The organism is Rhizobium sp. 01L410, assembly GCF_056400165.1.
This window is the reverse complement of sequence record NZ_JBFTST010000001.1, coordinates 905,019-921,393: the sequence shown is the minus strand read 5'-3', so window position 1 is coordinate 921,393 and position 16,375 is coordinate 905,019. Positions and strand designations below refer to the sequence as shown.

At 62.9% G+C, this 16,375-nt stretch carries 18 protein-coding genes; 14 read left to right on the top strand and 4 right to left on the bottom strand.

Features of this window, described 5'->3' with window-relative positions:
• Positions 1 to 182: 182 nt before the first annotated feature.
• Positions 183 to 965 (bottom strand): alpha/beta fold hydrolase, encoded by a 783-nt coding sequence (locus tag AC1DV9_RS04115; protein WP_112386676.1) that lies wholly within the window; start codon positions 963 to 965, stop codon positions 183 to 185.
• A gap of 156 nt (positions 966 to 1,121) precedes the next feature.
• Between AC1DV9_RS04115 and AC1DV9_RS04110 the strand changes: the two genes are divergently transcribed.
• The gene (locus tag AC1DV9_RS04110; RefSeq protein ID WP_477942242.1) at positions 1,122 to 1,703 is read left to right on the top strand and encodes a sigma-70 family RNA polymerase sigma factor; all 582 of its coding nucleotides are present in this window, start codon (positions 1,122 to 1,124) and stop codon (positions 1,701 to 1,703) included.
• Positions 1,700 to 2,347, top strand: a complete 648-nt coding sequence (locus tag AC1DV9_RS04105; RefSeq protein ID WP_112386674.1) for an NrsF family protein — start codon at positions 1,700 to 1,702, stop codon at positions 2,345 to 2,347. Before AC1DV9_RS04110 ends, AC1DV9_RS04105 begins: the two co-directional genes overlap by 4 nt.
• Positions 2,348 to 2,350: 3 nt before the next feature.
• Here the strand turns inward: AC1DV9_RS04105 and pcaQ are convergent, their stop codons facing one another.
• Positions 2,351 to 3,277, bottom strand: coding sequence for a pca operon transcription factor PcaQ (gene pcaQ / locus AC1DV9_RS04100; RefSeq protein WP_477942246.1), 927 nt, complete (start codon positions 3,275 to 3,277; stop codon positions 2,351 to 2,353).
• Positions 3,278 to 3,370: 93 nt separating this feature from the next.
• On the opposite strand from pcaQ, the gene pcaD reads away from it, so the two are divergent.
• The 11 genes from pcaD (at position 3,371) to AC1DV9_RS04045 (ending at position 13,310) form a co-directional block, all read left to right on the top strand.
• Positions 3,371 to 4,180, top strand: coding sequence for a 3-oxoadipate enol-lactonase (gene pcaD / locus AC1DV9_RS04095; protein ID WP_477942248.1), 810 nt, complete (start codon positions 3,371 to 3,373; stop codon positions 4,178 to 4,180).
• On the top strand, positions 4,177 to 4,581 hold the full coding sequence (gene pcaC / locus AC1DV9_RS04090) for a 4-carboxymuconolactone decarboxylase (RefSeq protein WP_112386671.1): 405 nt from the start codon (positions 4,177 to 4,179) through the stop codon (positions 4,579 to 4,581). Before pcaD ends, pcaC begins: the two co-directional genes overlap by 4 nt.
• 9 nt (positions 4,582 to 4,590) lie before the next feature.
• Entirely contained in the window at positions 4,591 to 5,340 is a 750-nt protein-coding gene (pcaH, locus tag AC1DV9_RS04085) for a protocatechuate 3,4-dioxygenase subunit beta (RefSeq protein ID WP_477942250.1), read from the top strand.
• Complete coding sequence (gene pcaG, locus AC1DV9_RS04080; protein ID WP_477946308.1) at positions 5,340 to 5,954, top strand: protocatechuate 3,4-dioxygenase subunit alpha; 615 nt, start codon at positions 5,340 to 5,342, stop codon at positions 5,952 to 5,954. Before pcaH ends, pcaG begins: the two co-directional genes overlap by 1 nt.
• 187 nt (positions 5,955 to 6,141) lie before the next feature.
• Positions 6,142 to 7,311 carry an acyltransferase family protein gene (locus AC1DV9_RS04075; protein WP_477942253.1) on the top strand — a complete coding sequence of 390 codons (1,170 nt, stop codon included), beginning with the start codon at positions 6,142 to 6,144 and terminating at the stop codon, positions 7,309 to 7,311.
• 92 nt (positions 7,312 to 7,403) lie between these two features.
• Positions 7,404 to 8,453, top strand: a complete 1,050-nt coding sequence (locus AC1DV9_RS04070; protein WP_477942254.1) for a 3-carboxy-cis,cis-muconate cycloisomerase — start codon at positions 7,404 to 7,406, stop codon at positions 8,451 to 8,453.
• A 128-nt stretch (positions 8,454 to 8,581) separates the two neighbouring features.
• Entirely contained in the window at positions 8,582 to 9,754 is a 1,173-nt protein-coding gene (locus tag AC1DV9_RS04065) for an ABC transporter substrate-binding protein (RefSeq protein WP_477942256.1), read from the top strand.
• A 231-nt stretch (positions 9,755 to 9,985) separates the two neighbouring features.
• Positions 9,986 to 10,849, top strand: a complete 864-nt coding sequence (locus tag AC1DV9_RS04060) for a branched-chain amino acid ABC transporter permease (protein ID WP_477942257.1) — start codon at positions 9,986 to 9,988, stop codon at positions 10,847 to 10,849.
• A 1-nt stretch (position 10,850) separates the two neighbouring features.
• Positions 10,851 to 11,852, top strand: a complete 1,002-nt coding sequence (locus tag AC1DV9_RS04055; RefSeq protein ID WP_477942259.1) for a branched-chain amino acid ABC transporter permease — start codon at positions 10,851 to 10,853, stop codon at positions 11,850 to 11,852.
• Entirely contained in the window at positions 11,849 to 12,613 is a 765-nt protein-coding gene (locus AC1DV9_RS04050) for an ABC transporter ATP-binding protein (RefSeq protein ID WP_477942261.1), read from the top strand. Before AC1DV9_RS04055 ends, AC1DV9_RS04050 begins: the two co-directional genes overlap by 4 nt.
• Entirely contained in the window at positions 12,594 to 13,310 is a 717-nt protein-coding gene (locus tag AC1DV9_RS04045; protein ID WP_477942263.1) for an ABC transporter ATP-binding protein, read from the top strand. The genes AC1DV9_RS04050 and AC1DV9_RS04045 overlap by 20 nt, the downstream gene beginning before the upstream one ends.
• Positions 13,311 to 13,313: 3 nt before the next feature.
• On the opposite strand, the gene AC1DV9_RS04040 is transcribed toward AC1DV9_RS04045, so the two are convergent.
• Entirely contained in the window at positions 13,314 to 13,811 is a 498-nt protein-coding gene (locus AC1DV9_RS04040; protein WP_477942265.1) for a GNAT family N-acetyltransferase, read from the bottom strand.
• A 116-nt stretch (positions 13,812 to 13,927) separates the two neighbouring features.
• Here AC1DV9_RS04040 and AC1DV9_RS04035 point away from each other — a divergent pair, with 116 nt between their 5' ends.
• Positions 13,928 to 14,695 (top strand): SDR family oxidoreductase, encoded by a 768-nt coding sequence (locus tag AC1DV9_RS04035; RefSeq protein WP_477946306.1) that lies wholly within the window; start codon positions 13,928 to 13,930, stop codon positions 14,693 to 14,695.
• On the opposite strand, the gene AC1DV9_RS04030 is transcribed toward AC1DV9_RS04035, so the two are convergent.
• The gene (locus tag AC1DV9_RS04030; RefSeq protein ID WP_477946304.1) at positions 14,692 to 16,371 is read right to left on the bottom strand and encodes an ABC transporter permease; all 1,680 of its coding nucleotides are present in this window, start codon (positions 16,369 to 16,371) and stop codon (positions 14,692 to 14,694) included. The genes AC1DV9_RS04035 and AC1DV9_RS04030 overlap by 4 nt on opposite strands.
• Between the last annotated feature and the right edge of the window lie 4 nt (positions 16,372 to 16,375).

Sequence of the window (16,375 nt, the reverse complement as noted above, 5' to 3'; positions counted from 1 at the left end):
ACCAAAAATACGAATAATGCTCGGCAAAGCAAGCTTTTGCCGAGTGCCCTGGAAATATGAGTTTGGCTTAATGTGCGGGCAAATTCAACTGTTGTGCACCGCACGCGCCACCGCAGCTCAGCCGGGAGTTGGTGAGCCGGCTATTCGGGGCCGGACGCGGGCTGCGTCCGGCCCCGCTGCCTTCATTTTTTAACCGGATATCCGGCGGCCGCGAGGATCAGATTGGCGATCTCGCGCGGATGAGAAATCAGCGATACGTGGCTGGAATTGAGCTCGACCCTGGTGGCGTTCATGCGCTTGGCAAGGAAGCGCTCGAGATCCGGATTGGTCGTCCGGTCGTTCTTCGAAACGGCGTACCAGCTCGGCTTTGTCTTCCACGCAGCCTGCGTCGTCTTGGTCGAAAACAGCGTATCGGAGATCGGGCCCTGGACGGCGTAGAGCGCGAGCGCGTCCTTCTTGCTCAAATCACCCGCGAAATCATGGACGAAAGCATCCTCGCTCAGCTGCGCGAAGCCGCCGCTATGCACCAGGCCCTTGCTTGCGGGAGGAGCCGGGAACTTTGCGGCAAGCGCCGGATAGTCTTCACCGGCATCAGGTGCACGGGCGGCGACATAGACCAAGGCCGAGACCTTGGGATCGACGCCCGTCTCGCTGATCACCATGCCGGCATAGGAATGGCCGACGAGCACGGTCGGGCCGTCCTGAAGGGCAAGAGCACGCTTGGTGGCGGCAACGTCGTCGGCAAATGAGGTGAGCGGGTTCTGCACCGCGGTCACATGCAGCCCGGCCTTCTGCAGCAGCGGGATGACTTTCGACCAGCTGGAGCCGTCGGCATAGGCGCCGTGGACGAGCACGACGTTGCGCGCCTTGACCGGCGCCTCACCGGCTGCCGAGGAGGCACCGGCAAAAGAGACCGCAGCAATAAATGTTGCCGCAGCAAAAGCGGCCTTCTGGAAAATGTTCATGATCTGACGTCCGTATCGTTTCGTGATGAAGCACGTCGCTTCAAAAGCCCTATTCGACCGGCATTTCAGGTCCGCAACACTATCACGCTTTTGTGACGGCCTCAATTTTTTCACCAGTCCATGTAACGAAACGCTGACAACAGCGAAAAGACGATCATGACCCCTCGCGAAGACAATTGGGCGGATGCCATGCGCGCTGCTCGCCGCGGCGATGCCGGAGCCTACGAAGCGCTGCTCGAAGATATCGGGCGAACGCTGCGCGTGCTCGTCGGCCGCAAGCTGACAAGGCTCAGCATGGGGACCGACCAGACAGAAGATATCGTTCAGGAAGCCCTGCTCGGCCTGCACATGATGCGCGACCGCTGGGACGATAGCCGGCCCTTCCTACCCTGGCTGCACGCAATCGTCCGCTACAAGATCGGCGACGCCATGCGCAAGCGCAGCCGCGAGGCGCGCCACCGCTGCGACGTGACGCTCGACGAGCTTTCGGATGTCATCGCCGCACCCGATCAGGGCGACCGCCACATGCCTGATATGGACCGGGCGCTTGCGAGCCTTTCTTCCGGCCAGCGCGACGTCGTCTCATCATTGGCGATCGAGGGGCAGTCGGTTCGCGAGACGGCTGCGAGATTGAAGACCAGCGAGGGCGCGGTCCGCGTCACCCTGCATCGCGCGCTTCAGCGCCTGACGGCCTTTGCCGATCCGGGGCCTGGCTACGCAAGAAAAGGCAAATCATGAAATCCGCCCAAGACACATCCGCCTTGATCCGCAGCCTGGCGCGCGAAGCCGCCGAGGAGGAACCGTCGCAGGGCCTGCGCTTCGATCGTCTGCTGATGCTGGCGGGCGGTTTCTCACTGCTGCTGTCGATCGCGCTGGCGCTCGGCCTGTTCGGCATCCGCCCCAATCTGCCTGCCGTTCTGATTGGCGCGCCGTTTCTCTTCAAGTTCGCGACGATGCTGCTTCTGGCCGCTGGCGGCTTGGCGCTGGTTCGCCGGGCGGGCGAGCCTGACAGCGGCGGCGCTGCCTGGATGATGCTCATTCCAGGCTTCCTGGTGCTCGCCATGGGGCTGGCACTCGATGGTTCCAGCTTTCCGCTTTTGGGCCGGCATGGCGGTGCTGTGCCAAGCTGCGTCGGCGCTATCGTGCTTCTATCGCTTCCGGCGCTTGCTGCCGCTCTCGGCGTGCTGAAGCGCGGCGTGCCGACGCAGCCCCTGCGCGCCGGTTTGTCGGCAGGATTCCTTGCCGGAACGATCGGCGGGGCGGCCTATGCCTTCGTCTGCAAGAACGACGGCGCACTCTTCGTTGCCGTCTGGTACGGATTGGCGATTGTCATCGTCGCAACGCTTGGAGCACTGATCGGCCGCAAAGCGCTCGCCTGGTAAAAGTCAGGTCTTCGCCGAAACCTCGTCTGCCGCCTCGCGGATCGTCTGCATCAGGATCGACAGCGGCAGAGACGGGATCGCATCGGTGCGCATCGTCAGGCCGACCGGGCCCTTCGTCTCGCTGGTATCGATCGGCAGCACCGCCAGAACCCCATCCTCGATATCCTTGGCGACGACGCCGGTCGAGATGATCCAGACCGCATCGCTCGCACGCACGAAAGCGCGGCCGAAGCTGTCTGAAACGGTCTCGATCTGGTTCGGCAGGCTCGGCACACCGTTGGCGATCAGGAAACTCTCGACGAAGGGCCGGATGATCGAAGCCCGCGTCGGCATCAGCACCGTGTAATCGGCGAGCGCTGCAAAATGCGATTGCCGGGTCTTCAGCAGCGGATGGCCGGCGCGCACGGCAAAGACCACCTGCTCCGAATAGAGATGCTCGAAGGAGAAGCCGGTCATCTTCTCCGGCCCGGCAAGACGGCCGACGACAAGATCGAGATCGCCGACGCGCAACTGCTCCAGAAGCACGGCGTTTTCGCCGGTGACGATCTTCAGCCGGCTCCAGGTATTCTCCTTGAGAAACAGCTCCATGGCCCGCGGCATGATGCGCGTCGACACGGTGGGCAAGGCCCCGACCCGGATCGGCGGTGCGTCGCCGACACGCTCCTGGGTGACGGAATCGAGCCCCTGCCGCAGCGCTGTCAGAGCAGCACCGGCATGCTTCAGAAATACTTCGCCGTAACGGGTGATCTTGATGCCGCGGCCGTCGCGCTCGAAGACCTCGACGCCGAGAACCTCCTCCAGCTCACGGATCGTCTTGGTCACCGCGGGCTGGCTGACATGCAGCAGCTCGGCCGCCTTCATCACGCTTTTCTGCCTGGCGACCTCGACAAAGGTTTGCAGATGGCGGAACTTTATGCGGCTGTCGATCATCGATCACATAACTCCGGAGTTATCGGAAAGCCACGAAATATCATTTTACCTAACCAGATTAAACATTCAATTTCCTGTCCGGAGGAGTTTCCAGTGCAGTTTGCCCGCGTCAACGACATCGCCATTCACTATCAGGTTATCGGCGGCCCCGCCGACAAGCCGGTCCTGGTCTTTGCCAATTCGCTGGGCACCGACTTCCGGATCTGGCGTGATGTCGTCGTCCGCCTGGCAGGCGATTTCGCCATCCTGCTCTATGACAAGCGCGGCCATGGCCTTTCCGATGTCGGCCAGACGCCCTATTCGATCGAGGACCACGCGTCCGATCTCATCGGCCTGCTCGAAACGCTGGATATCAAGAAGGCCATCATCTGCGGCCTGTCCGTCGGCGGACTGATCGCGCAGTCGCTCTACCAGCAGCGTCCCGATCTCGTCAGCGCGCTGATCCTCTGCGACACCGCGCACAAGATCGGCACGGCCGAGAGCTGGAACAACCGCATTGCGGCCGTCGAGCAGAATGGCATAGCCAGCATGTGCGACGCGATCATGGAGCGCTGGTTCACGCCGGCCTTCCGCCGCCCTGAGAACACCGCCTATGACGGCTATTGCAACATGCTGGTCCGCCAGCCGGTGGCCGGCTACGCCGCGACCTGCGCTGCCGTGCGCGACGCCGACTTTACCGAAGCGGCAAAGACCATCGCCGTACCAACGATCTGCATCGTCGGCGCTCAGGACGGATCGACACCGCCAGACCTCGTCAAGTCGCTGGCGCAACTGATCCCCGGCGCGCGCTTCGAAATCATTCTCGATGCCGGCCACATCCCCTGCATCGAGCAGCCCGAAGCGCTGACGTCAGTCATTCGCGCATTCATCGATTTCGCATTGCATGGAGAAAAGAGCCCATGAGTGACAGTTCGCGCGCCTCCGAGCGCTACAAGCAGGGCATGGCGACGCGCCGCGCCGTGCTCGGCGACAGCCATGTCGACCGTGCCGAGGCCGGATCGACGGATTTCGACAAACCGTTTCAGGACCTGATCACCGAAGCCGCCTGGGGTCATGTCTGGTCGCGCCCAACGCTTTCCAAGCGCGAGCGCTCGATCGTCACCATCGCGCTGCTCGCCGCTCTCGGCCAGGACGATGAAGTGGCGATGCATGTGCGCGCCACAGTCAATACAGGCGCCAGCCGCGACGATGTCTGCGAGGCGCTGCTGCATGTGGCGATCTATGCCGGTGTTCCGGCGGCCAATCACGCGATCAAGATTGCCAAGCAGGTCTTCGAACAGATGGACGCTGATAAGGCGGCATAAGAGGAAGCCATGTCCGACATACCGAACCGCAAGCCCGAAACAGGCGCCTTTTTCGCCCGCGACCACGCCTGGCATCCGCCTGCCTTTGCGCCGGGATACAAGACCTCGATCCTGCGTTCGCCGCAGCGCGCCCTGCTGTCTCTCGACGGCACGATCTCCGAGATCACCGGCCCCGTCTTCGGCCACGGCATGATTGGCGAACTCGATAACGACCTGCTCCACAATTATGCCAAGCCCGGCGAGAGCGCGATCGGCGAGCGCATCATCGTTCACGGCCAGGTGCTGGATGAGCGCGGGCGGCCGCAGGCCGGCGTGCTGGTCGAGTTCTGGCAGGCCAATGCCGGCGGGCGCTACCGCCACAAGAAGGAAAGCTATCTGGCAGCGATCGACCCGAATTTCGGCGGCTGCGGCCGGGCGATCACCGACGAGGAAGGCCGATACTATTTCCGCACCGTGCGGCCCGGCGCCTATCCTTGGCCGAACGGCGTCAACGACTGGCGCCCGGCACATATCCATTTCTCGGTCTTCGGCCACGGCTTCTCGCAGCGCCTGATCACCCAGATGTATTTCGAAGGCGATCCGATGATCTGGAAGTGTCCGATCGTCAGCACGATCCCCGACAAGGCGGCGATCGAACAGCTGATCGCCCCCATGGATTGGGGCAACACCATTCCGATGGATAGCCGCGCCTACAAATTCGACATCGTGCTGCGCGGCCGCCGCTCGACGATGTTCGAGAACAAGCTGGAGGGCAACTGATGGCCCGGGAAATCCGTTACCTCAAGGAAACGCCATCGCAGACCGCGGGACCCTATGTCCATATCGGTCTCACGCCGAATTTCTGCGACATATCAGGTGTCTATGACGGCGACCTCGGCACCGCGATGGTCAACGACAAGACGACGGGCGAGCGGATCACCGTGACGGGCCGGATCTTCGACGGTGCCGGCGCTTTGGTGCGCGATGCGGTGATCGAGATCTGGCAGGCCGACAGCGCCGGGCTCTATAACAGCCCCTCGGAAATGCGCGGCGCCGCCGATCCGAATTTCACCGGCTGGGGCCGTTGCCCGACCCGGGCGGAGGACGGCGTCTACAGCTTCGAGACCATCAAGCCCGGCAAGGTGCCGTTCAAGGACGGGCGCAAACAAGCGCCGCACATCACCTTCTGGATTGTCGCACGCGGCATCAATCTCGGCCTGCACACCCGCATGTATTTCCCGGAAGAATCGGAAGCCAACGCCGCCGACCCGCTGCTGCAGCGGATCGAGCACCGCGACCGCGTGGCGACACTTATTGCCGCACGCGATGGCGCAACCTATGCGTTTGACATCCGCCTGCAGGGAGAAAACGAGACAGTCTTTCTCGATATCTGACAAGCATTACTGCTGCTGGATTTTCGCCTGATCTCGGAAATCCGGCAACAGCTGGCTTTCGTTAAGCACGCGCAATTCAAGATACAACCGGGAATGTATTTTCCATGCTGCATCCGCGTAAAGCGGGTTGGCATTCATGCTGCGCCGCGGTATGAAACGGGCGGGCTGAAACGTTGATGGTGGAAACATGCAGAAAACTTTCGGACACGTCCTGGCGGCGCATAGGGGCCTCGGTCCAGGTTTTGATTTCTTGCGAATCGCGCTCGCTTTTTCAATTGTCCTCGCGCACTCCTTCCTACTGACCGGCAATGACGAATTCTTCCGCTCCACGCCACTGTGGTTTGCGGAATATGCGCTGGTGCCGATGTTCTTTGCGTTGAGCGGCTTCCTGATTGCAGGCAGCGCCCAGCGGCTGAGTCTCAAGAACTTCCTCCTGAACCGCGGGCTGCGTATCGTGCCGGCGCTTGCCGTCGATATCGTCGTCTGCGCCCTGATCATCGGCCCGCTGCTGACGCCTGTCGCGCTCAGCGTCTATTTCTCAAGCGCCGATTTCTTCAAATATTTCCTGAACATCATAGGCTGGATCCACTACAGCCTGCCGGGCGTCTTCGATAACAACCCGACGCATCGCGTCAACGGCGCATTGTGGACGGTCCCCTGGGAGATCTTCTGCTACATCATCATGTCCGGCCTGATGATGACCTCGATCATCTCGTCCTGGCGAAAGACGGCGCTGCTGACTGCAGGCTTCATCGCCGCCGGTCTTTTGATCCAGGCCCTGGGACCGCACCTGCCCTACCGCGTCAATCTGGTGCTCGGTACGGTCTTCGTCAGCCGCGGCGCCCAGCTGGTCTTTGCCTTCCTGCTCGGCATTCTTGCCTATCAGCTGCGCGACGTGATCCCGCACAGCCGCATATTGCTTGCCGTCTGCGCCGCGATTGCGATTGCCGCGGTCTTCGTGCTCAACAGCTCGTCGATCGAGACGGTGCCGAACCGCATCATCGTCATCCCGGCGCTGGTCTACATCACCATCTTCATCGGGCTGACACCGGTTCCGTTGCCCTCCGTCTTCCACAAGGGCGATTATTCCTACGGCGTCTACCTCTATCACGACCCCTTCCTGCAGATCCTGATCGGCTTGGCGCCGGGTGTCTTCCTGGTTCCGAAAACCGGAGCGCTGGCGCTTTATGCGATCGGCATCTGCGCGGCGATGGCGGTGGCGGTGATTTCCTGGCACATGATCGAGAAACCCATTCTCGGCATGCGCAAGAAGTTCTCCTTCGTCGCCAAGGCGCGCGGCGTGGATGAGACCAGCGAAACGAAGATCCTGCCCGTCGAGAAGCCAGCCAAGGCATAGGCTGACGCGTGAACGCTATTGACGTCTCGACGGGCTCAAGGCTTTCTGCCGCCATACGGCGGCAGTGGCCGGCCATGAAAGAAGAGACGACAGTGAGCGCAACGGCCTTCGACCATCCCTTCCTCTCCGGCCTACTCGGTGACGAGGAGATATCCGCCTATTTCACCGCCGAGGCCGATATCCGCGCCATGCTGCAGTTCGAGGCGGCGCTGGCGCGCGCTGAGGCGGCTCATGATGTCATACCCCCGCCCGCTGCCGAAGCCATTTCCGCCGCATGCACAAGCTTTGCCGCCGATATCCAGGCCCTGCGCACTGCCACCGCCCGCGATGGCGTCGTCATCCCCGAGCTGGTACGCCAGTTGCGCGCCGCTGCAAGCGAGACCAGCCCTCACGTCCATACTGGGGCTACCAGCCAGGATGTAATCGACACCAGCCTGATGCTGCGGCTGAAACCCGTGGCCTTCATCTTTGCGGCACGGCTCACCGCCATCGAAGTCAGGCTTGCCGCTTTGGAAACCAGCCTCGGTGCGAAGCCTCTGATGGGCCGCACCCGCATGCAGGCGGCAATCCCGATCACCGTTGCCGACCGGCTGCATGCCTGGCGAACACCGTTCGACACCTATCGCGAGAAGCTGACGGAGCTGCGCTTCCCGCTGCAATTCGGTGGTGCTGCCGGCACGCTGGAAAAACTTGGCGGCAAGGCGGCCGCCGTGCGCGGTTCGCTCGCCCAGGAACTCGGCCTCGCCGATCTGCCGCAATGGCAGAGCCAGCGCGCCTTCATCGCCGAATTCGCCGGACTGCTGTCGCTTGTGACTGGCAGCCTCGGCAAGTTCGGCCAGGACATCGCGCTGATGGCGCAAGCGGGGGACGAGATTGCGCTGAGCGGCGGCGGTGGCTCGTCGGCCATGGCGCACAAGCAGAACCCTGTTGCCGCCGAGACGCTGGTGGCGCTGGCGCGCTTTAACGCCACTCAAATCTCGGCGATCCACCAGTCGATGGTCCATGAGCAGGAACGCTCCGGCGCGGCCTGGACATTGGAATGGCTCGTCCTGCCGCAGATGGTTGTGGCGACCGGGGCTGCCCTTCGTCTTGCACGCGAGCTTGCGGATAACATCCAGAGCCTTGGCGCCGCGAATTCATAACCGTTCGATCATGACTTCTGGCATTTATTTCATTTTACATTACCGTTTCGCATGACAAACTAGCGCGAAAAGTTTTAGCTGCGAGCTAATACGGCGCTGGAGTACGCCGAAAAAGGGAGAGAGAAAGAATGAAGAAGCTGCTTCTGGCCGCCGTTGCGGCCATGCTCATGGGCTCGGGCGCCTATGCGGATACGATCAAGGTCGGCGTCGTCGGACCGTTTTCCGGTCCGTTCGCCCTGCAGGGCAAGAACTTCAAGGCAGGCATCGACGCCTATATGGCGACCAACGGCAGCAAGGTCGGCGACAACACCGTCGAGGTCATCTATCGCGACCTCCCCGCCGCCGATCCGGCGCAGTCGAAGGCGCTTGCCCAGGAACTGGTCGTCAAGGAAAAGGTCCAGTACCTGGCCGGCTTCTATTTCACGCCTGACGCCATGGCCGTCACCCCGATCCTGAAGCAGGCCAACACACCGCTGGTTATCATGAACGCTGCGACCTCGGCGATCGTCACCAAGAGCCCGCTCGTGGTGCGTACCTCCTTCACGACGTGGCAGACCTCGACGCCGATGGCGCAGGTCGCCTTCGACAAGGGCGTCAAGAAGGTGATCTCCGTTGTCAGCGACTACGGCCCGGGCGTTGACGCGGAAAATGCCTTCAAGGCCGGTTTCGAAAAGGCTGGCGGCGAGGTCGTGGAAGCGATCCGCATGCCGCTCGCCACCAACGACTTCAGCGCGATCATGCAGCGCATCAAGGACTCCGGCGCGACCGGCGTCTTCGCCTTCCTGCCATCCGGCCCGACGACGCTCGGCTTCGTCAAGGCTTACAACGAAAACGGTCTGAAGACCGGCGGCATCCAGCTCTTCGCCCCCGGCGATCTGACGCAGGAATCCGATCTTCCGGCGCTCGGCGATGCCGCGCTCGGCATGCTGACCACCTTCCACTACGCGGTTTCCCACGACTCGCCCGAGAACAAGGCCTTCGTCGAAGCCGCCGGTAAGGCGATCGGCAACCCGGCCGAACTGACCTTCCCGGCTGTCGGCGCCTATGACGGCATGCATGTCATCTACAAGATGATCGAGGCAACCGGCGGCAAGCAGGACGCGGCAAAGGCTGTTGAAGCGGTGAAGGGTTTCGCCTGGGTGAGCCCGCGCGGCCCGGTCTCGATTGATCCGGAAAGCCGCCACATCACGCAGAACATCTACCTGCGCGAAGTCGCCAAGGATGCCGACGGCAAATACATCAACAAGGAAATCCAGACCTTCGAAAAGCAGGGCGATCCGGGCCTTGCTGCTGTGAAGTAAGGATTTTCGGCTTAGACGTTGTGCCGTGAGCCCCCTCACCCTACCCTCTCCCCGCTGGGGGAGAGGGGAAGCGACCGTAGCGCTCCAATTTCCCTTCTCCCATCGGGGGTCCGAAGGACGGGTCGAGACGAGCGGCTCGACCCCGGGGTGGCCCGAAGGGCGGATGAGGGGGCCACGCGGCGCAAGGGCTGCTAGTCGCCGCTCGTATAGAACAAGGACCACACCAAACCCATGCAAACCGTCTTCAGCATAGCCGTCGATGCGCTGGCCTATGGCATGGTGCTGTTCGTGATCTCGATCGGCCTTTCTATCACCATGGGCCTGATGCGGGTCGTCAATCTCGCCCACGGCGCCTTCGCCATGATCGGCGGCTATATCGCCTCCTACGCGGTGCGCGATCTCGGGCTTGGCTACGGCATCGGCGTCATCGCCGCCGTCATCGGCACGATCATCATTGCCATCCCGATCGAACGCTTCCTCTACCGCCGGATTTACGGCGCGCCCGAGTTGACGCAGGTGCTGATGACGATCGGCATCACGTTCTGCATCATCGGCATCGCCAACTACGTCATGGGGCCGACGCTGAAGACCATTCCGCTGCCGCAGGGGCTGCAAGGTTCGGCCGATCTCGGCTTCCGCACCATCCCGGTTCATCGCCTCTTCGCGATCGTCTGCGGACTGGGCGTTGCCATCGCGCTGTGGTTCACGATCGAACGGACGAGTTTCGGGGTGAAACTGCGCGCCTCCGTCGACAACGCATCGATGGCGGCGGCCCTCGGCGTGCGCACCGAGATCATCTACGCGCTGAGTTTCGCGGTTGCCGTTGGCCTTGCCGCGTTCGGCGGCGTCGTCGGAGCCGAGCTGCTGCCGGTCGAGCCCTACTATGCGCTGCGCTACATGGTGACCTTCCTCGTCGTCGTCTCAGTGGGCGGCGCGGGATCGATCCCCGGTGCGCTGATTGCCTGTCTCGTGCTGGGCGGCATCGATACGACAGGCCGCTACCTGATGCCTGAGTTCGGCGAATTCTTCTTCTATCTCGCCGTTATCGCCATCATCTGCATCTTCCCGCGCGGTTTTGCCGGGAGGGCGAAATAGGATGACGTTCGCCATGAACACCGACACGGCCGCCGCACGCCGTCACCGCTCTGCGGGCAGAGATTTCGCCGGCGTTGCGGCGATCATCGTCCTTGCTGCCACCGGCTACCTGCTCTTTCCTGACAATCTGGCCCTGCTGACCCGCATCATCGCCATCGCGCTGCTCGTCCTGTCGCTCGATCTCGTGACCGGCTATTGCGGCGTCGCGACCCTCGGCCATGCGGCCCTCTTCGGTTCCGGCGCTTATGCCGCCGGTATCGTCTCGGCCCATTACGGGATCACCGATCCGCTGCTGATGACGCTTGCCGGTATCGCCGGCGGCGCGATTGCCGGTCTGATCTGCGGCGCCATCATCCTGCGCGCCCACGGATTGCCGCAGCTGGTGCTATCGATCGCGCTGATCAACCTGTTCCATGAATTCGCCAACAAGGCGTCCTCCTGGACCGGCGGCAGCGACGGCCTCTCCGGCATTTCGGCCGATCCGGTGCTCGGCTATTTCGAATTCGATCTCTACGGGCATACGGCCTATATCTTCGGCTTTGTCCTGCTACTCGCGGTCTTCATCCTGCTTCGCCTCCTGGTGCGCTCGCCTTTCGGCATGCTTTGCCGCGGCATCAAGGAAGATTCGCTGCGCATCCGCGCCATGGGCGCATCGCCGAAGGCTGCGCTGATGAAGATGTATGTCATCTCGGGTGCGGTGGCCGGCATCGGCGGCGCGCTGACGGCGATCTCGACGCAGGTGGTCGGCCTCGACAGCCTGTCCTTCACGCTCTCGGCCGAAAGCCTGGTCATGCTCGTTCTCGGCGGCACCGGCTCGCTGTTTGGCGCACTCTCCGGCACCGTCATCTTCATGCTGTTCGAGGACTATGTCTCGGCCGCCAACCCGTTCCACTGGCTGACGATGGTCGGTGCACTCTTGATCACCGTCGTGCTCTTCGCACCAAAGGGGCTCTACGGCACGGCTGCTGCCTTTCTCTCTCGTCGCAAGGAGGCAGGCGAATGAGCGCCGTGTTCGAAGTCGCCAACCTGAAGAAATCTTTCGGCGGCCTTGCCGTCACCAACGACGTGTCGATTGCAATGCATCCGGGCGACCGGGTGGCGCTGATCGGGCCGAACGGTGCCGGCAAGACCACCTTCGTCAATCTGGTCACCGGCAATCTGGCCCCCGATTCCGGCGAAGTCCGCCTCGGCGGCGAGACGGTGACGAAGGTCGATGCGGCCGGGCGCGTGAAACGCGGTCTGGTCCGTTCCTTCCAGGTGACCCGCCTTTTCCAGGAGATGACGCCAGCCGAACATGTCGCACTTGCCATCCTGCAGCGCGACGGGAAGACCGGCCGGATGTTCGGAAACTTCCTGTCGATGCCCGGCGTCATGAACGAGGTGAGCGGCATGCTGCAGACGCTGGGGCTGACTGCCCTCATGCATCGCAAGGTCAGCGAGATCGCTTATGGCCAGCAGCGCCTGCTGGAGATCGCCGTCGCCATGGCCTTGAAGCCGAAGGTGCTGCTGCTCGACGAGCCCGCCGCCGGCGTGCCGCAGAGCGATACCAGCCGCATCGAGCAGGCGCTGGCCGATCTGCCTGCCGATCTCGCGGTGCTGATGATCGAGCACGACATGGACCTCGTCTTCCGCTTCGCCAGGCGCGTCATCGTGCTTGCCGCCGGCGCCATCATCTTCGACGGCTCGCCCGCCGACGTCACCAAGGATGCCCGCGTGCGCGAGGCCTATCTCGGGAGCTATGCCAATGCCAGCCACGCCGCTTGAGGTGGAAAACCTGTCGGCCGGCTACGGCCCGACCCGCGTTCTCGAAGGCGTGTCCTTTTCGGTCCCGGCAGGCGCCCGCCTCGCCGTGCTCGGCCGCAACGGCATGGGCAAGACGACGCTGCTCGCCACCCTTGCCGGGCAGACGAAACGCTATGACGGCCGCATCCGGCTGGGCTCGACCGACGTGACGGCGATGCCGAGCGCCGCACGCGCGCATCAGGGGCTTGGCTTCGTGCCCCAGGCGCGCTGCGTCTTTCCAACATTGACAGTCGAGGAAAACCTCTTCGTCGGCCTCAAGGGACGGCCGAAAACAGCGCTCGAAGAAGCCTACCAGATGTTTCCGCGTCTGAAAGAACGCCGCCGCAATCTCGGCAACCAGCTTTCCGGCGGCGAGCAGCAGATGCTCTCCACCGCCCGCTCGATCCTCGGCCGTCCCTCGGTGCTGCTGCTGGACGAGCCGCTCGAGGGCCTCGCGCCCGTCATTTGCGAGGAACTGATGGCCGCCTTCGCCGAACTCGCCAAGACCGGAGATATGACCATCCTTCTGGTCGAACAGCGTATTCAGAGCGCGCTCGATTTCGCCGACCAGGTCATCATACTGGAACGCGGAAGGCTCGCCTGGAGCGGCACGCCGGAAGCGCTGTCGGCGGATCATGATGTGGTAGAACGGCTGCTGGGCGTGGGTGGGCTGCACTAACGCTCAGCTCGCGGAAAAGCCCTCGTCGTAGGTCACCTCGCCCGACGGCGTCTCCCCGCTGAATGTCATTGCCTGAAAATATTCAGCCGGGACGCCCGGAAACGTTAGTTTCGAATCTGCCTGGAAGCCGAAGCGGCTGTAGAAAGCCGAATCACCAAGCAGCACGCAACCCCTGGCGCCAAGCGCCCGGATTGCCGCCAGGCCCGCGTCCATAAGCGCGCGCCCAATTCCCTGCCCCTGCCATTCCGGTGCAACGGCGATAGGGCCGAGCCCGTACCAGCCGAGATCGGCGCCATCGATCGCTACTGGAGAGAATGCAACATGGCCGACAACATTCCCTTCATCTTCGGCAATCAGTGAGACACTGAGCTTACCGCGGTCGCGCAAGGCGTCGACAATCGCCGCCTCCGTCTGGCTGCTAAATGCCATCGGCGCAAAGGCACGGGTTATCAGCGCCCGGATGAGCGGAATATCGGCTGCGGTTTCTTCGCGAGGCTTCATCGCTGTCCTCCAATGACAGCAAATCGGGTAGCAAATAGCCTCACTTGCGTCAAAGCCGCGGCTTGCATTGGCGAGCCGACTCCTCTTTGATCGCAGGCCAACGAGGAGTATCCCGCTTGTCCTTTCCCCTATTCGACCTCACCGGAAAACGTGCGCTGATCACCGGCTCAAGCCAGGGCATCGGCTATGCGCTGGCACTCGGGCTGGCCGAGCATGGGGCGTCTGTCGTCATCAACGGCCGCAATGCCAGCAAGGCTTCGGAAGCGGCGGAGGTGATCCGGGGCAAGGGTCATCATGCGCTGAGCGCCGCCTTCGACGTGACGGATGCTCAGGCGGCGCGCGGTGGCATCGCCTATATCGAAGAGGAAATCGGGCCGATCGATATCCTTATCAACAATGCCGGCATGCAGTTTCGCACGCCGCTCGAGGATTTTCCGGTCGAGAAGTGGGACGAGATCTTCAAGACCAATGTCTCCAGCGTCTTCTATGTCAGCCAGCCGGTCGCCAAGGCGATGATTAGCCGCGGGCGCGGCAAGATCATCAACATCACCTCTGTTCAGGCCGAGCTCGCCCGCCCGAGCATTGCGCCCTATACCGCGACCAAAGGTGCGGTAAAGAATCTGACGCGCGGCATGGCGACGGATTGGGCCAAGCACGGTCTGCAGGTGAACGCGATTGCGCCCGGATATTTCAAGACGCCGCTGAACCAGGCGCTAGTCGATGATCCGAAATTTTCCAGCTGGCTGGAGGGTCGCACGCCTGCCGGGCGCTGGGGTAATGTCGAGGAGCTGGTGGGTGCTGCGGTATTCCTGTCCTCGGAGGCTTCGTCCTTCGTCAACGGCCATATGCTGATGGTCGATGGCGGGATCACCACCAGTCTCTAGTCGGCGGCGATATTTCCGCGCCGCATCAGCCGCATCAGGATGAGCGGCAGCAGCGTGGTGATGCAGATGGCGATGAAGGCCATGGCCATGCCAAGGCCGATCGAACCCTGCTCGAACTGCCGCCAGATGAAGGTGGCGATCGTCTGCATGCCGACCGGCGCGACGACGACCGAGGCGACGAGCTCGCGCGAGGCCAGCGCGAAGACCAGAAGCATCGAAGAGGCAAGGCTCGGGAAGACCAGCGGCAGCAGAATGCGCCGGAAGGCCATGACGCCGCTGGCGCCGCAGACGCGGGCGGCGGCTTCCAGATTGTCACCGATCTGCTGGAAGGCGGCTGCGGTGTAGCGCACAGGCTGCGGCAGCAGGATGCAGCAATAGGCGAGCAGCAGGATGAAGCCGGTATTGTAGGGCGTGAACGGCAGGCCCGGCATGTTCCAGGCGAGGATCAGGCCGACAGCGACGACGATGCCGGGCAGCGCGTTCGGCAGAATGGTCATGATATAGATCGCCATCCGGCCCCGCATCTTCGTCTTCACGACGGTATAGGCGGCAGTGACGCCGACGAGGCCGGTGATAACAGCCGTGCCGATGCCGAGCGAGAAACTGTTGATCAGCGCGGTGACGGCACCGGCACTGTTGCTGAAGACGGCGATGAAATTGTCGAGGTTGACATTGTCGAGCGCAAGACCGCCGGAAATGGTGCGCGCCAGCGCCGTCGCCAGGATCGCCAGGAGCGGCACGCCTGTCGCCAGGAAAGCGATAACGGCAAAGCCGATCATGACCGGAACTTTCAGCGCGCCGAGCGGCCGCTTGTCCTTGGCGGTCGGCTTGCCGCCGACCGTCTGGTAGGAACGGCGTGCCAGAATCCAGCGCTGCAGCAGGAAAGTGGCGAGCGACATGGCGACGAGCACCAGCGAGAGGATCGCAGCGCCCGGCAGATCGATCGGCCAGTCGGTGACGCGCAGGTCGATGCCCGTCACCAGCACTTGGAAACCGGCCCGGCGGCCAAGTGCCGCGGGCGTGCCGTATTCTTCGATCGCTGCGGCGAAGACGAGCATCAGGCTGGCCGTCAGGCCGGGTGCGGAGAGCGGCAGGGTGATGCGCCAGAAGGCGCGCGCCGGGCTGGCGCCGAAGACACGGCCGACATCGGCATAACGGGCGCCGACAGCCTCGACGGTGCGCGACACCGCGAAATAGACAACCGGAAAAGTGTTAAAGGCCATGACGACGGTCATGCCGAACAGCGAAAAGAGATAGGGCGCCAGGTTGAAACCGGCGAGCTGTTCGAGATAGCCGCGCGGCTGCAGCGTCATGATCCAGCCGAGTGTGGCGATATAGGGCGGGATCATGAAGGGGACGAGGAGCACCACATCCCAGAACGTCGCGAAGGGGATGCGGTAGAGGGCGCGAAAGACGCCGAGCGGCACGGCAACGAGCGCCGAAGCCAGGACGACGCAGGCGCCGAGCAGGATGGTATTGCCGCCCATTCGGATCAGCGAGCTATCGGCAAGCGTCGCGTAGAGCGAGGAGAAGGGGTTCGCAAACGAGCCCCGTCCGAGTTCGGGAAAGATGCCTTGCAGGACGACGGCGATGAAGGGAACGGCAACGACGAGGATGAGACCCGCTGTTGCCAGCCAGGCGGCCGGAGCCGTGCCGCCGATGCCGTTCGCTTTCATCTCG

Excerpts from the sequence above, each read along its gene's own strand:
- AC1DV9_RS04040 (WP_477942265.1), bottom strand. The coding sequence starts at position 13,811 with ATGAAGCCTCGCGAAGAAACCGCAGCCGATATTCCGCTCATCCGGGCG.
- AC1DV9_RS04075 (WP_477942253.1), top strand. The coding sequence starts at position 6,142 with ATGCAGAAAACTTTCGGACACGTCCTGGCGGCGCATAGGGGCCTCGGT.
- AC1DV9_RS04115 (WP_112386676.1), bottom strand. The coding sequence starts at position 965 with ATGAACATTTTCCAGAAGGCCGCTTTTGCTGCGGCAACATTTATTGCT.
- AC1DV9_RS04060 (WP_477942257.1), top strand. The coding sequence starts at position 9,986 with ATGCAAACCGTCTTCAGCATAGCCGTCGATGCGCTGGCCTATGGCATG.
- pcaC (WP_112386671.1), top strand. The coding sequence starts at position 4,177 with ATGAGTGACAGTTCGCGCGCCTCCGAGCGCTACAAGCAGGGCATGGCG.
- AC1DV9_RS04105 (WP_112386674.1), top strand. The coding sequence starts at position 1,700 with ATGAAATCCGCCCAAGACACATCCGCCTTGATCCGCAGCCTGGCGCGC.
- pcaG (WP_477946308.1), top strand. The coding sequence starts at position 5,340 with ATGGCCCGGGAAATCCGTTACCTCAAGGAAACGCCATCGCAGACCGCG.
- AC1DV9_RS04030 (WP_477946304.1), bottom strand. The coding sequence starts at position 16,371 with ATGAAAGCGAACGGCATCGGCGGCACGGCTCCGGCCGCCTGGCTGGCA.
- AC1DV9_RS04110 (WP_477942242.1), top strand. The coding sequence starts at position 1,122 with ATGACCCCTCGCGAAGACAATTGGGCGGATGCCATGCGCGCTGCTCGC.
- AC1DV9_RS04055 (WP_477942259.1), top strand. The coding sequence starts at position 10,851 with ATGACGTTCGCCATGAACACCGACACGGCCGCCGCACGCCGTCACCGC.
- pcaQ (WP_477942246.1), bottom strand. The coding sequence starts at position 3,277 with ATGATCGACAGCCGCATAAAGTTCCGCCATCTGCAAACCTTTGTCGAG.
- AC1DV9_RS04050 (WP_477942261.1), top strand. The coding sequence starts at position 11,849 with ATGAGCGCCGTGTTCGAAGTCGCCAACCTGAAGAAATCTTTCGGCGGC.
- AC1DV9_RS04045 (WP_477942263.1), top strand. The coding sequence starts at position 12,594 with ATGCCAGCCACGCCGCTTGAGGTGGAAAACCTGTCGGCCGGCTACGGC.
- pcaH (WP_477942250.1), top strand. The coding sequence starts at position 4,591 with ATGTCCGACATACCGAACCGCAAGCCCGAAACAGGCGCCTTTTTCGCC.
- AC1DV9_RS04065 (WP_477942256.1), top strand. The coding sequence starts at position 8,582 with ATGAAGAAGCTGCTTCTGGCCGCCGTTGCGGCCATGCTCATGGGCTCG.